The following is a 14,341-nucleotide window of genomic DNA, read 5'->3' as shown; positions in this document are numbered from 1 at the left end:
AGGCCTGCGGGTTATATTCATATACCCGTGCTTTTGATAAACACTATTGGTGGTTTTTGTAACAATCCCCCGCTGAAGGTTTTTTACGTGCCCTACAGGCGTTGCCGGCTGCGGGCCAGAGGGGTAAAAGGGATATCAGGGCAGTTTGTAGGGTCTTGTTACTACCATCGTCGAATGGTTCTATAGGTTCACCCCGGCTACAACTGGGGTCATACAAAAACAACTATTTCACCGAGGTAAGAAAGATGAGTGCGGCTTCCCTGTACCCCGTTCGCCCCGAAACAGTAGCCAATACGCTGACTGACGAGGCGACCTACAAGGCCATGTACCAGCAGTCGGTGGTCAATCCCGATGGTTTCTGGCGTGAGCAAGCCAAGCGTCTGGACTGGATCAAACCTTTCACCACGGTGAAGCAGACCTCTTTCGACGATCACCATGTCGACATCAAGTGGTTTGCCGATGGCACCCTGAACGTTTCCTACAACTGCCTGGACCGTCACCTCGCCGAGCGCGGCGACCAGGCGGCGATCATCTGGGAGGGCGATGACCCTGCCGAAAGCCGCACCATCACCTATCGCGAGCTGCACGAACAAGTCTGCAAACTCGCCAACGCCCTGCGTGGCCAGGACATACACCGCGGCGACGTGGTGACTATTTATATGCCGATGATCCCCGAAGCTGCGGTCGCCATGCTGGCCTGTGCCCGCATCGGTGCGATCCACTCGGTGGTGTTTGGCGGTTTCTCGCCGGAGGCCTTAGCCGGTCGCATCATCGACTGTAAGTCGAAAGTGGTGATCACCGCCGACGAAGGTATACGCGCCGGTAAGAAGATTCCGTTGAAGGCCAACGTCGACGACGCGCTGACCAACCCGGAAACCAACAGCGTCCAGAAAGTCATCGTGTGCAAGCGCACCGGTGGCAGCATCAAGTGGAACCAGCATCGCGACATCTGGTACGAAGACCTGATGAAAGTGGCGGGCACCGTGTGTGCGCCGAAAGAGATGGGCGCCGAAGAAGCGCTGTTCATTCTTTATACCTCCGGCTCCACCGGCAAGCCTAAAGGCGTGCAGCACACCACTGGCGGCTACTTGCTATACGCGGCCCTGACCCATGAGCGCGTGTTCGACTACCGCCCGGGCGAAATCTTCTGGTGTACCGCCGACGTCGGCTGGATCACCGGCCACACCTATATCGTCTACGGACCACTGGCCAATGGCGCGACCACGCTGATGTTCGAAGGCGTGCCTAACTACCCGGACATCACTCGGGTGGGCAAGATCGTCGACAAGCACAAGGTCAATATTCTCTACACCGCGCCGACGGCGATCCGCGCGATGATGGCGTCCGGCACCGCCGCCTGCGAAGGCGTTGATGGCAGCAGCTTGCGCCTACTGGGTTCGGTGGGTGAGCCGATCAACCCGGAAGCGTGGGACTGGTACTACAAGAACGTCGGCCAATCCCGTTGCCCGATCGTCGATACCTGGTGGCAGACCGAGACCGGTGCCACCCTGATGAGCCCGCTGCCGGGCGCTCATGCGCTCAAGCCGGGTTCGGCGGCACGGCCGTTCTTCGGCGTGGTGCCAGCATTGGTGGACAACCTGGGCAACATCATCGAAGGCGCTGCCGAAGGCAACCTGGTGATTCTCGATTCGTGGCCCGGCCAGGCCCGTACCCTGTACGGCGACCATGACCGTTTCGTCGATACCTACTTCAAGACCTTCCGTGGCATGTACTTCACCGGTGACGGCGCCCGTCGCGATGAAGATGGCTACTGGTGGATCACTGGCCGTGTGGATGACGTGTTGAACGTGTCCGGCCACCGCATGGGCACCGCCGAGATCGAAAGTGCCATGGTCGCCCACCCTAAAGTCGCGGAAGCGGCGGTGGTGGGTGTGCCGCACGACATCAAGGGCCAGGGCATCTATGTCTATGTCACCCTGAAAAACGGCGAAGAGCCGACCGAAGCGCTGCGCCTGGAGCTGAAGAACTGGGTGCGTAAGGAAATCGGACCGATTGCTTCGCCGGATGTGATCCAGTGGGCACCGGGCTTGCCGAAGACGCGGTCGGGGAAAATCATGCGGCGGATTCTGCGCAAGATTGCCACGGCTGAGTACGATGGCTTGGGCGATATCTCCACCCTGGCCGACCCAAGTGTGGTGGCGCATTTGATTGAAACGCACAAGACCATGAACGTCGCATAAGGCGGGTTGGTGGGACAGAGCCCCATTCGGTGTGAGCCGGGTGGGGCTTTTTTGTGGTTTCTCAAAACCACTGAAGATCCCATGTTTGTGGTCTCTCAAAGCCACTGAAGGTCCCATGTGGGAGGGGGCTTGCCCCCTCCCACATTTGGATCTCCACCAGTCCAATAAATATCGGTTTATCGCAGAGGACGTTTCTGAATGTTACCGAGAAGCGCAAATGTGTAACCCTTCGCCCTAACATGAGGCAAAGTGCTACGGGCCTGCCTCGAAAAGCCGTGTTTTAGACACCCGGGGACATTAGATTAAACGCCAGACTTGCCGTGCTAGAAGGGTTTGCGAATAATAGGCCCGCAATTTGCAGTATCAACAGGTTTAATATCTTTTGTCTCTGCATAAAAAACAGGGGCTGTCAATGTGCTGGAACCGCTTTCTCAGTGCTTCTGTAAATTGTTGTCGCATTGAGGAAATATCGGCTTCCGGCCTGTCGTTAGAATGCCCATCACTCGCTCGTCGTCGCCGCTGTTGAATCGGCGTAGGACGCAGCACCGCTATTCGGTTTCACTCAGTCGCATCGTGGGCCATGGCTCATACTGCTGTTTTGCCCTATACCGATGGAGTCCCAAGATGAAGAAACTCGTGCTGTTGGGCGCCCTGGCGCTGTCCGTGCTGTCCATGCAGGCTTTCGCTGAAGGCAAGCCTCTGAAAATTGGTATCGAAGCGGCTTACCCTCCGTTTGCCTCGAAGGCACCGGATGGCAGTATCGTCGGTTTTGACTACGACATCGGCAACGCCCTGTGCGAAGAGATGAAGGTCAAGTGTACTTGGGTCGAGCAAGAGTTCGACGGCCTGATCCCCGCGCTGAAAGTGCGCAAGATCGACGCGATCCTGTCGTCCATGTCCATCACCGATGACCGCAAGAAGTCCGTGGACTTCACCAACCGCTACTACCTGACCCCGGCGCGCCTGGTGTTGAAGGAAGGCACGACCGTCAGCGATAGCCTGGATGAGTTGAAAGGCAAGAAGATCGGCGTGCAGCGCGGTTCGATTCACGACCGTTTTGCCAAGGAGGTCCTGGCGCCTAAAGGTGCCACGGTTGTTCCTTACAGCTCGCAGAACGAAATCTACCTGGACGTGGAAGCCGGTCGCCTCGACGGCACCGTGGCTGACGCCACCCTGTTGCAGGAAGGTTTCCTCGATACGGCTGCGGGTAAAGGCTACGCGTTCACCGGCCCAGCCTTTACCGATAGCAAATACTTCGGCGATGGCATTGGTATCGCGGTACGTAAAGGCGACAAGGAAAACCTGGATCGCATCAACGCTGCGATCACTGCGATCCGTGCCAACGGCAAGTACAAGGCTATCCAGGACAAGTACTTCAACTTCGATATTTACGGCCCAGACGCCAAGTAAATCGTCGCAGCGGTCTGTCCAGAATGGCGCAAGCAACAGAATTCCTGAGGTTTGCGCCATTTTTTCATCCCCCTTTTCGAGGACCTGAATCATGTTGAAAGGCTACGGGGCCGTCATCCTCGATGGCGCATGGTTGACGCTTCAGCTCGCCTTGTCGTCCATGGCCTTGGCCATTGTTCTGGGTCTGATCGGGGTCGCGTTACGCCTGTCGCCGGTGCGCTGGTTGGCCTGGCTGGGTGACTTGTACTCCACGGTGATCCGTGGGATTCCCGACCTGGTGCTGATCCTGCTGATTTTCTACGGTGGTCAGGACCTGCTGAACCGCGTCGCGCCGATGCTTGGCTATGACGACTATATCGACTTGAACCCCTTGGCCGCCGGTATCGGCACCCTGGGTTTCATCTTTGGTGCCTACCTCTCGGAAACCTTCCGTGGCGCCTTCATGGCCATCCCCAAGGGCCAGGCTGAAGCCGGCCTGGCGTATGGCATGAGCCCTTTTCAGGTGTTTTTCCGGGTGATGGTGCCGCAGATGATTCGGCTGGCGATCCCCGGGTTTACCAACAACTGGCTGGTACTGACCAAGGCCACCGCGCTGATTTCGGTGGTGGGCCTGCAAGACATGATGTTCAAGGCCAAGCAGGCGGCAGATGCCACCCGCGAGCCTTTTACCTTCTTCCTCGCAGTGGCGGCGATGTACCTGGTGATTACCAGCGTGTCGTTGTTGGCCTTGCGTCATCTTGAGAAGCGCTACTCGGTAGGCGTAAGGGCGGCTGATCTATGATCTTCGACTACAACGTCATTTGGGAGGCCATGCCGCTTTACCTTGGCGGCTTGCTGACCACCCTGAAATTGCTGGCAATGTCGCTGTTTTTCGGCTTGCTCGCCGCCTTGCCCCTGGGGTTGATGCGTGTGTCCAAGCAGCCGGTCGTCAACGGTATCGCCTGGCTCTACACCTATGTGATCCGCGGCACGCCGATGCTGGTGCAGCTGTTCCTGATCTACTACGGCCTGGCCCAGTTCCAAGCGGTGCGCGAGAGCTTCCTGTGGCCGCTGTTGTCCAGCGCCACGTTCTGCGCGTGCCTGGCCTTTGCGATCAACACCAGCGCCTACACCGCCGAGATCATTGCCGGGAGCCTCAAGGCCACCCCCCATGGCGAGATCGAAGCGGCCAAGGCCATGGGCATGTCGCGCTACAAGCTGTACCGCCGCATCCTGCTGCCGTCGGCCCTGCGCCGTGCGCTGCCGCAGTACAGCAACGAAGTGATCATGATGCTGCAGACCACCAGCCTGGCGTCCATCGTCACCCTGATCGACATCACCGGCGCCGCGCGCACGGTGAACGCCCAGTACTATTTGCCGTTCGAAGCCTATATCACCGCCGGCGCGTTCTACCTGTGCCTGACCTTTATCCTGGTGCGCTTGTTCAAGTTGGCCGAGCGCCGCTGGCTGAGCTACCTGGCTCCACGGAAGCACTGATATGGAACGTATCGATCACCTGTTGCCGTGGGGCCACCTGGGCTGCGAGCGCCAACTGAGCGTGTTCCGTTTCGGCAGCGGCGAGCGCAAGGCCTACATCCAGGCCAGCCTGCACGCCGATGAACTGCCGGGGATGCGTGCCGCGTGGGAGCTGAAAAAGCGCCTGACCGAACTGGAACAGCAAGGCGCCCTCAACGGCGTGATCGAGCTGGTGCCGGTGGCCAACCCGATGGGCCTTGGCCAACTGCTGCAAGGCAGCCACCAGGGGCGTTTCGAGATTGGCAGTGGCAAGAATTTCAACCGTGATTTCGTCGAGTTGAGCGAGCCGGTGATCGCGCAGTTGCACGGCAAGCTCGGGGACGACCCCCATGCCAACGTGCGCGTGATCCGCCAGGCGATGCGCGCTACGCTTGACGCGTTGCCCGCGCCGGCCAGCCAGTTGCAAGGCATGCAGCGCGTGCTGTTGAGCCACGCCTGCAGCGCAGACATCGTCCTCGACCTGCATTGCGACGCCGAAGCTGCGCTGCACATGTACGCACTGCCCCAGCATTGGCCGCAGTGGCGTTCGCTGTCGGCGCATTTGAATGTGAAAGTCGGCCTGCTGGCGGAAGACTCCGGCGGCAGCTCGTTCGATGAAGCCTGCTCGCTGCCCTGGCTGCGTCTGTCGCGGGCGTTCCCCGAGGCGCAGATTCCGCTGGCATGCCTGGCGACCACCCTGGAACTGGGCGGCCAGGCTGATACCGGCCGCGATGAAGCAATCTTCCACGCCGAAGGCATCCTCGCGTTCCTCGCCGAACAGGGCCTGATTAACGGTGAGTGGCCGGCGCCACAGTACGAACCCTGCGACGGTGTGCCCTTCGAAGGCACCGAGTTGCTGTTTGCGCCGCATGCCGGTGTGATCAGTTACCTGCGTAAAGCCGGTGACTGGGTGGACGCCGGCGAACCGATTTTTGAAGTGATTGACCCTCTGGAAGACCGCGTGAGCATCATCCGCGCCGGCACTTCGGGGGTGTTGTTTGCCGTTGAACGGCTACGTTATGCCCAAGCGGGTTTCTGGCTGGCCAAGGTGGCGGGGCGCGAAGCGCTGCGTCACGGGCGCTTGCTCAACGACTGACCACCTGTTTTTGTGAGAACCGACCGCATGTACAAACTTGAAGTCCAAGACCTGCATAAACGCTATGGCAGTCATGAAGTGCTCAAAGGCGTGTCCCTGGCCGCTTCGGCCGGTGATGTGATCAGCATCATCGGTTCCAGTGGTTCGGGCAAAAGTACCTTTTTGCGCTGCATCAACCTGCTGGAGCAACCCCACGCTGGCAAGATCCTGCTCAATAACGAAGAGCTGAAACTGGTGGCCAACAAGGACGGCGCCCTGCGGGCCGCCGACCCGAAACAGCTGCAACGCATGCGTTCGCGCCTGTCCATGGTGTTCCAGCATTTCAACCTGTGGTCGCACATGACTGCACTGGAAAACGTGATGGAAGCCCCAGTGCATGTGCTGGGCATGTCGAAAAAAGACGCACGGGAAAAGGCCGAGCACTACCTGGCCAAAGTCGGCGTAGGCCATCGTAAGGACGCGTTCCCGGGCCATATGTCCGGTGGCGAGCAACAGCGCGTGGCGATTGCCCGAGCGCTGGCGATGGAGCCGGAGGTGATGCTGTTCGACGAACCCACTTCGGCGCTGGACCCGGAGTTGGTCGGCGAAGTGCTCAAGGTCATGCAGGACCTGGCGCAGGAAGGCCGCACCATGGTGGTGGTGACCCACGAAATGGGCTTTGCCCGTGAAGTGTCCAACCAATTGGTGTTCCTGCACAAAGGCATCGTCGAAGAACGCGGCAACCCGCGCGAAGTGCTGGTCAATCCCCAGTCCGAACGTCTTCAGCAGTTCCTTTCCGGCAGCTTGAAGTAGCCACTCCTTGTGAGCGCTGCTTTATGTGGGAGGGGGCTTGCCCCCGATAGCTGAGTGTCAGTCAGCACATCTGATTCTGATACAGCGCCATCGGGAGCAAGTCGAAGCGTCGCACCGCCCCTCCCACATTGGATGTTCATCGTTTTTGAGATTTGTGTTCATTTACGGGCTAGCATTGGCCCACGGCTTCTTTCACTGTTTTTGCTTCGGATAGCCCTCCATGACTGCCCATCGAATTGGTTTCCTGATTTGGCCCAGCACAAAAGCACTGACGCTTGCGCTGGCTGAGGAGGCCTTGCGCGTTGCTCAGCGGGTGCATCCGGAGGTGGTCTACGAACTGTCGTTTCTGCAGGCCGAACCGCAGACCGAAGGCGCCTGGCAACTGCCGGGCGGGCCGTGGACCGGCAAGCTAGAAGGCTTCCAAAAGCTATTCCTAGTGGCCGACGAACCGCCCACAGTGATCGCTTCCCAGCTCAGCGCCGCGCTCAAGCAACTGGTGCGCGCCGGTTGCGTGGTCGGTGGTTTGTCGGCCGGTGTCTACCCGCTGGCCCAGCTCGGTTTGCTCGACGGCTACCGCGCCGCCGTCCATTGGCGCTGGCAGGACGATTTCGCCGAGCGCTTCCCCAAGGTCATCGCCACCAGCCATTTGTTCGACTGGGACCGCGATCGCCTGACCGCGTGTGGCGGCATGTCGGTACTCGACCTGTTGCTGGCGGTGTTGGCCCGTGATCACGGCGCCGAGCTGGCCGGTGCGGTGTCCGAAGAACTGGTGGTGGAACGCATCCGCGAAGGCGGCGAGCGCCAGCGCATCCCCCTGCAAAACCGCCTGGGGTCCAGCCATCCGAAGCTGACCCAGGCCGTTCTGTTGATGGAAGCCAACATCGAAGAGCCGCTGACCACCGACGAAATCGCCCAGCACGTCTGCGTGTCGCGACGACAACTGGAGCGCATCTTCAAGCAGTACCTCAATCGCGTCCCCAGCCAGTATTACCTGGAACTGCGCCTGAACAAGGCCCGCCAGATGCTGATGCAAACCAGCAAGTCGATCATCCAGATCGGCCTGTCCTGCGGCTTCTCCTCGGGGCCGCATTTCTCCAGCGCCTACCGCAATTTCTTTGGCGCCACCCCTCGCGAAGACCGCAACCAGCGGCGCAGCAGCAGCCCGTTCGAGTTGTCGTCGGTGCCGTCCGAGCGCGGCTGAGTGCCGACTGAGTGCCGGCTGGCGCGTTATTCCTCCATCGGCTCGGTTGAGTCGGACCTGACCAGCGCAGTGCCGGTTGAATCCACCCGGGCTTCATCGACTGCCAGGTCGTTACCGGTTTGCAGGTAGTACTGGCGCAAGGCGTTGAGGCTTTGCGCCGACCAGGGGTTACCGCTGAAGTCCGATACCTCGTCGAGCGGCGCGGCCATTTCCAGAAGGTCGGTGGGCAATCCTTCGATCAGGTTGTCACTCACGTCCAGGGTGTGCAGTTCAGGCAGGCCAAACACGCCGCGAGGCATTTCGCGCAGGGCGGTGTCGGGCAGGTACAGCGACTCCAGTTCGCTCAGGCGACTGACGTCCGGTGACAGTCCCAGCGGGTTCTCGCTCAAATCCAGATAAACCAGGCTCTTCATCTCGGCCAATGCGCTGATGCTCTGCGGCGTCAATTGCACAGCGGACTCGGTCAGGCTCAGGGTGCTCAGTTCGGTCAGGCTGAACACGCTGTGTGGCACAGTGCCAAGGTGGTGCTTGGAGAGGATCAGCCTGCGCAGTTTCGGGAAGCACCTGAGTAACCCATCAACCCCGGTAATGCTGCCTTCACCCTCGATTTCGAGGGACGACACGTGGTCAAACTGCGCGCTCAGTTCCGGCAGGTCGCCCAGGATGTTGGTTTCAAACACCAGCTTATGGGTGGGTTCGAGGCTGTCGTGGTCGTCGTCCATTTCGCTTTCGCGGCGCCAGGCGTCTTCCAGATAGGTTTTGAACGCCTGGCGGTGGAGCTGATCCTGCGCGCGTGTTTGTTCATCCAGTGGCACATCCAGGATCGGGTGGCGGGTTGGAACGTCCAGCATCCACAGTCGCAGGTCTTCGCGCAGTGTTTTGTATTGGTCTTCCAGGCGCTTGAGGGCCGGCTCTGCCGCGTCCAGGTCACCCGGCAATTCAAAGAAAAAGCGATTGGCTTCGCCGTCGGTGAACGTGGGGTACAGCGCTTTGATCCGGTCTCGCAGGGCGGTCGGCGCGTCGGCCTGGAAATGCCCGCCGATGCGCTGGCTGTAGCGCTTTATCTGCGACAGCGCCGCCCTGGACAGCGGGTTGCGCGAGAGGTCGAAGGCGCCGGTGACGGTGCTGGATAAACCGAACGCGCCAGCGGGGATCTCGCTGATCAGGTTGTTGCTCAGGTTGACGCACTTGCGCTCGACGGCGGTCAACAGGCTGTTGGGGATAGCCTCCAGGCCGGTGGCTTGCAGGTTGACGCTGACCAGTCTGGGCAATGCGCCGAAGTCCGGGAGCCGCGCCAGTGGGTTGTGGCTCAGGTCTAATTGTTCCAAGTGGTCCAGCGTCGCCAGAGACGCGGCGCTCTCGGCTGACAGCGTGATGCGGCAATGGGGCAGGCGCAGGGATAACAGTTGTGGCAAGTCGAATACCGCGCCGGGGATATCGCCCAGCCCATACTGCTCGATAGACAGGTGGCTCAGCGTCGGGAACCCTCTGAAAAACAGGCTCGATTGCAGTGGGAAGGGGTCGCCCGCGCCGAGCAGACGCAATGAAGAAACATGGCTGAAGACGCTGTTGATGGCGGGGAATTCTCCAGTAAACGGGGAGGGGGTTTCCAGGCTGTACGTGGGAATGGCCTGGGGATGGCGTTCATCCAGCGCACTCTCCCGGCGCCAGCAAGCCTGGAGCGAGCGTTTGAACGCTTGGCGTCGTACTTGCTCCTCGGGCGTAGCGGCCTGGCGCGCCCAGGTTTCGAGCCCGGCAGACAGCTCTGCATAGTCCACTTCCAGTCGGGCCAATTCGATCTGGCCCATTTCCAGGTTGCCCGGCAGGCCAAAGATGAAGCGGTTGACTTCGTTCGCGCTGAAGTCTGGGAACAGCGTATTGACGCGCTGGATGTCGACATTTGATGCGTCGATATCCCAATAGCGGCCGGTCCGTTGGAAGTAGGCTTTCACCTGCTCAAGGCTCGGTCGTGACAGGGGGTTGCCGGACAGGTCAAGGGTGTGGCGGGCGTCTGCGGGCAGCTCAAACAGCGCGCTCGGTAACTGTGTGATCCGGTTGTAAGACAGCGCCGCCAGTTCCAGTGCCGGTCGGCTGAGCAGACCATCGGGCAGCGCAGAAATGCCGGTGTGGGAAAGGTCCAGGTATTGCAATTCAGGCATGTTGGCAACGCTGGGCGTGGACCCCAGCGGGTTGTTGAACAGGTCCAGGGCGCGCAGCCTGCTCATGGCCGTCAGGGCGCTTAGATGCTCGGGTGTCAGGGTGATGTGGCAGTCGCTGAGAATCAATGCGTTGAGATGAGGCAGGCGGCTGACGACCGGCGGCAGTTGGCCCAGTTGGGCATGGCTGATGCTCAGGTAACGCAGCCTGGGAAAACTGCGCAAGAACGCCTCGACATTCAATGCGCGCCGGTCGCCGAACAGTTCCAGGTAGGAGATGTGTTCGAAGTTGGCGCGCAGCGCCGGCAACTCTCCGTGGAGCGGGTAGGGCAGCCGGAGTTTCTGACCATTGCGGGCGGGTGGGTCGAAGTAGTGGTCGGCCTCGGTTTCTCGGCGCCAGCAACGCATGAGTTCACGCGAGAAGAGGTGGCGATTTTGCCGCACATCGAGGTACTCCTGACGGCTCATGTTCACCTCGCTATCCGGGTAGCGCCTTGGCGTGCCGGCTTCCCAGGCGGCCACGTCCTCACCGAGCTGCAGGTACTCCTGGCGCAGCGCGGTGAGGATCGGCAAGGCGCCGCCCGGACGGTTGCCGAGGTCTTGCAGCAGTTCACCGATTTGCTCATCGGTATGGGCAGGAAACAGCGCGCGGGCCAGCCCATGCAAATCGGGCTCGGCCGCCGGGGCTGCAGGCGCCGGGGCATAGTTGTCCATGCCCAGCAGGCGCAGGTGCGTGCGCGTGTCGGTGGGCGCGCGGGCCGTTTGGGCGGTGATCAGCGTGCGTGCGGCTTGGCGTTCCAGTGTGTGGTTGCGCAGTGCCTGGCGCAGGGCGGGGCCTTGGCCGATGCGCAGGCCCAGGGCATCGCGCTCGGCATCGGGCAGCGCCTGGAGGATGGCACTGTACAGGTCGGTTGGCGCCGACAGCGGGCCACGGCTGTCTTGCGGGGTGTAACGGCCGTCGGCGGAGCGCACCAGCACACGCTTGATGCGCGCCTTCGGTTTGCCGATTGCATCAATCAGGCCGTCGTCGGCATCTCTGATCTCGAGGCGCAGCTTTTTCCGCGCCCATCCCGGTAGACGCTCCAGGGAATGCAGGGCCAGTCGATGGGTGTCCGGCGTGTCCGTCGAGTTCAGGTACAGCCCTTCGTAGGCCTGGGTGATGCGGGCTTCGTCGCGCAGGGTTTGAGCCAACGGGTGCAGGCGCGGCGGGACTTTTCCTTGGTCGACTTCCTGCAGTTCCAGGCTGTTGGCGCTGTCCAGCACGGCATCGGCGGCGCTGAGCGGTAGGCCGGGCGTGTGCTCGCGCATGACCTGCTGCCGAGGGTTGGTGGGGCTGTCGAGCCTTTGATAGCGCGCATCGAACAGTTCGCGCCGATGTGCCTGGGCCAGGCCCGCCAGCTTTTTCCTGAGTTTGAGCGCCTGGTTGTGCAGGGAGGTGACCGGGTCGCCGAAGGCGTCCCCGAGCAAGGTCTTGCGTTGCGCCTTGTCGAGGCTTTCCAGCAGGGCCTTCAGCAAGTCGCCGTTGCTGAGTTGGGCGTCGTGCAGTTGCACCACGCTGGCGTTGGTTTCGCCGGGCAGCTCCCACAGGGTTCGGCCTCGAGCGTCCAAAAAGCGCAACGTCTTGGTTTTTGGCCACAGGCCCAGGTTGGCGAGCAGGTGCAGTTGGGTCTGCCCATCGGCCCGTGCGTAGATCGCCGGGTCGTCGCTGTTCATTTGATCGATGAAGTCCTGCAGCGTCTGGTCGATCTTGAACCGTTGCAGCGTATCGGTCAGCAGCGGCGGCGGTGTGTGGCGGTTGAGGTACAGGCTGCGTAGCGCGCCGTCGTCGGTGGCGCTGATGCGCTGCGCCGTCGTCAACTGATCGTTACTGAGGCCTTGGGTGTGAGGGCCCTGGCGTTTCATCAGGGTCAGGCTGTCCCAGCTCAGCGGGTTGTCCAGTTCGGTCAGCCAGGCGCCTTTGCCGTTGCTCCTCAGGGGCGGGCGGTAGGCGTTGGTGCGCGTGGGATGCTGCAGGTAGGGCTGTTGCGTGACGGGATCGGTCTGGACCACGAACGGTTGGTCCGCGAGCTTGAGGATCTGCGTGCCATTGTGGGCATGCAGGCCCTCCGCGTTTGGGTAGGCATGCGGCGCCAGTTGCAGGTCGTGGGCATAGGGCGTCAGGTCGGGTTTCCACAGGCGGGTCTTGCCATCGGGCAGCGTCACCGGCTTGAGGCGCTCGAAAAACCGCAGCGCCTCGGCGGGCAGCAATGCGCGCAGCGCGCCGCTGGCCAGGGGCGCGCCGGCGATGAACAGGCCCAATTGCACGCCTTGCTCCACGCACGACAATAAATGCTTGAAGGCTTCGGTCACGTCGCCCACGGCCCAGTCGACGATCCATTCAAAGGCGTCATCGAGCATCTGGTAGGCGCTGTAGCCGAGCATCAGCAGGCCCACCGGCGGGACGAAGGGCGCGGCCACGAATGCCGCGATTTGCAGCAGTGCCGAGGCGATGTTGCGCACGATGTCCCAGCGTTCCCAGCGCGCTTTCTGATCGGCGCTGGCGGTGGACACGGCGAGGGTGCGGGCATCGTTGAATACCTTGCTGAGTTTGCGCTGGAACAGGTGGCTGAACAGGTTGCCGCTGATGGCGGTGGCGCGGAATGCCAGGTGTGGCTGGTCGATGGGGGTTTCGCGCCAGGACGGCAGCGGGTCGCCGCGTGTGTGCAGGTGCCAGCTGACGTTGGACAGCCTGCGATTGAGGTCGGCGAAGAATGGGCCGCGCTCTGCGTGATTGACGAAGCGGCTGAAGAACTGCTGGTACTCGGCGCTGCGCAGGTTGTTCCCGAGTGCAGTCATGAAGGCCACGAGCGTGGGGTACTGTTTGAGCGGCGCGTAGGGATCGTCGGGGATATAGGCGATCAGGCCCACCGGTTGGCGGCTGCCGATGTTCTCGGCAAACAGCACGATGCCGGTGAGGGTGCTCGACATGATCGTCAGGTCATAACACAGCAGCGGGTAGCAGGTGTTGCGGCTGTCGTCGGCGTTGAGCAGGCGTTGCAGCAGCGTGAAGGACTGATCATCGCGCAGGTCTTTTTTCATCCGGGCCATTTGTAGCGCGACGCTCAAGTCCGCCGCCTGGCTGTGCTTGAGCTTGCCTTGCAGGCTTGCCGTGGCCACCGGGTTGTTGAAGTCGAAGTACTGCTCAAGGTAGCGCTGGTAGTGGCCGCCGATGTCCAGTTCGCGGCATAGCGCGGTGAACTGCGCGATGCTGATCTGTGCGTCGACGGCCGGCAGGGGCTCGAATTGCCCGCTGCTCGTGGGTGGGGTGATGAAGCCGGAGTGCGCTTCATAGTGTTCGTCGGCTTCGAAGTTGTGCAGGGCCGCCTCGAGCAGCGAGACGGTCCACGTCCTTGCCGCCCCAGTGCGCACGGGAAACCATGGGATGGTCTGCGCAATATAGAGCCGCAGATAGGTGGTCCTGACATCCAACTCGATACCGAACCGCTGCTTGAGCCGCTGTTGCAGCAGCGGCGCGCCGAAGTCTTGCGGCGATTTCAGGTTGGCCATCGCCTGGTCGACCTGCTGTTGTGCGCGCCAGGCGCTATTGACCCGGGTTTTCAGGGTGTCGTGGTCCTGGGCGGAGGCGCTTTTGTACCAGGCCGGGATGACTGGCTGCACGTTGCTCAGTGCGGCGCGCTTGGCGGCGGAGGTGGCGGGCAGCCAGGCGGGCACGGCGTGCTCGAGGATATCCATGTGCAGGTCGCGATAGGTCGACAGGTCTGCGAGTTCGAGGGGCGGGGTGGGTTGAGTCACGGGGAAACGCCTTTGCATGATGAACAGGCGTATCAGCAAAACAACATCGGGCGGCCGACGGGGGGTAGATAGATAGCAGGCCGCCAGCCAAGTTATGGCTATCCTGCTTGACCACCTGCCGTTGCGACCCGCGAGCGTTTAAACTGCGCCATTGCGATGCTATTTGTCGCATTGGCGTAAACCCGCCAAAATCGCGGGT

Annotated in this window: 8 protein-coding genes; 7 read left to right on the top strand and 1 reads right to left on the bottom strand. The window is 61.4% G+C overall.

The window, feature by feature from the left end:
• Positions 1-245: 245 nt before the first annotated feature.
• The 7 genes from acs to argR all read left to right on the top strand — a co-directional run bounded on the left by acs (position 246) and on the right by argR (position 8,194).
• Positions 246-2,201 carry an acetate--CoA ligase gene (gene acs, locus P3S72_RS23720; RefSeq protein WP_276194506.1) on the top strand — a complete coding sequence of 652 codons (1,956 nt, stop codon included), beginning with the start codon at positions 246-248 and terminating at the stop codon, positions 2,199-2,201.
• A 624-nt stretch (positions 2,202-2,825) separates the two neighbouring features.
• Positions 2,826-3,611: an ABC transporter substrate-binding protein gene (locus P3S72_RS23715; RefSeq protein ID WP_276194505.1), complete on the top strand. Its 786-nt coding sequence runs from the start codon at positions 2,826-2,828 to the stop codon at positions 3,609-3,611.
• Positions 3,612-3,702: 91 nt separating this feature from the next.
• Positions 3,703-4,392 carry an ABC transporter permease gene (locus P3S72_RS23710; RefSeq protein ID WP_010566615.1) on the top strand — a complete coding sequence of 230 codons (690 nt, stop codon included), beginning with the start codon at positions 3,703-3,705 and terminating at the stop codon, positions 4,390-4,392.
• The gene (locus P3S72_RS23705; protein ID WP_247402126.1) at positions 4,389-5,087 is read left to right on the top strand and encodes an ABC transporter permease; all 699 of its coding nucleotides are present in this window, start codon (positions 4,389-4,391) and stop codon (positions 5,085-5,087) included. Before P3S72_RS23710 ends, P3S72_RS23705 begins: the two co-directional genes overlap by 4 nt.
• Before the next feature lies 1 nt (position 5,088).
• Complete coding sequence (locus tag P3S72_RS23700) at positions 5,089-6,201, top strand: succinylglutamate desuccinylase/aspartoacylase family protein (RefSeq protein WP_276194504.1); 1,113 nt, start codon at positions 5,089-5,091, stop codon at positions 6,199-6,201.
• A 27-nt stretch (positions 6,202-6,228) separates the two neighbouring features.
• Positions 6,229-6,993 (top strand): ATP-binding cassette domain-containing protein, encoded by a 765-nt coding sequence (locus tag P3S72_RS23695; RefSeq protein ID WP_247402131.1) that lies wholly within the window; start codon positions 6,229-6,231, stop codon positions 6,991-6,993.
• Positions 6,994-7,213: 220 nt separating this feature from the next.
• On the top strand, positions 7,214-8,194 hold the full coding sequence (gene argR / locus P3S72_RS23690) for a transcriptional regulator ArgR (protein ID WP_247402133.1): 981 nt from the start codon (positions 7,214-7,216) through the stop codon (positions 8,192-8,194).
• Between the two features lie 26 nt (positions 8,195-8,220).
• Here argR and P3S72_RS23685 read toward each other — a convergent pair whose 3' ends face one another.
• Positions 8,221-14,142 carry a DUF6543 domain-containing protein gene (locus tag P3S72_RS23685; protein ID WP_276194503.1) on the bottom strand — a complete coding sequence of 1,974 codons (5,922 nt, stop codon included), beginning with the start codon at positions 14,140-14,142 and terminating at the stop codon, positions 8,221-8,223.
• Between the last annotated feature and the right edge of the window lie 199 nt (positions 14,143-14,341).

This window comes from Pseudomonas sp. D3 (genome assembly GCF_029320995.1).
Classification (GTDB): Bacteria; Pseudomonadota; Gammaproteobacteria; order Pseudomonadales; family Pseudomonadaceae; genus Aquipseudomonas; species Aquipseudomonas paraveronii.
The sequence above is the reverse complement of the archived record's forward strand: the minus strand, read 5'-3'. Positions and strand labels throughout refer to the sequence as shown.

What these genes read in the sequence shown, in the direction of transcription:
- acs (WP_276194506.1), top strand. Translation starts at nt 246, where the DNA reads ATGAGTGCGGCTTCCCTGTACCCCGTTCGCCCCGAAACAGTAGCCAAT.
- P3S72_RS23715 (WP_276194505.1), top strand. Translation starts at nt 2,826, where the DNA reads ATGAAGAAACTCGTGCTGTTGGGCGCCCTGGCGCTGTCCGTGCTGTCC.
- P3S72_RS23710 (WP_010566615.1), top strand. Translation starts at nt 3,703, where the DNA reads ATGTTGAAAGGCTACGGGGCCGTCATCCTCGATGGCGCATGGTTGACG.
- P3S72_RS23705 (WP_247402126.1), top strand. Translation starts at nt 4,389, where the DNA reads ATGATCTTCGACTACAACGTCATTTGGGAGGCCATGCCGCTTTACCTT.
- P3S72_RS23700 (WP_276194504.1), top strand. Translation starts at nt 5,089, where the DNA reads ATGGAACGTATCGATCACCTGTTGCCGTGGGGCCACCTGGGCTGCGAG.
- P3S72_RS23695 (WP_247402131.1), top strand. Translation starts at nt 6,229, where the DNA reads ATGTACAAACTTGAAGTCCAAGACCTGCATAAACGCTATGGCAGTCAT.
- argR (WP_247402133.1), top strand. Translation starts at nt 7,214, where the DNA reads ATGACTGCCCATCGAATTGGTTTCCTGATTTGGCCCAGCACAAAAGCA.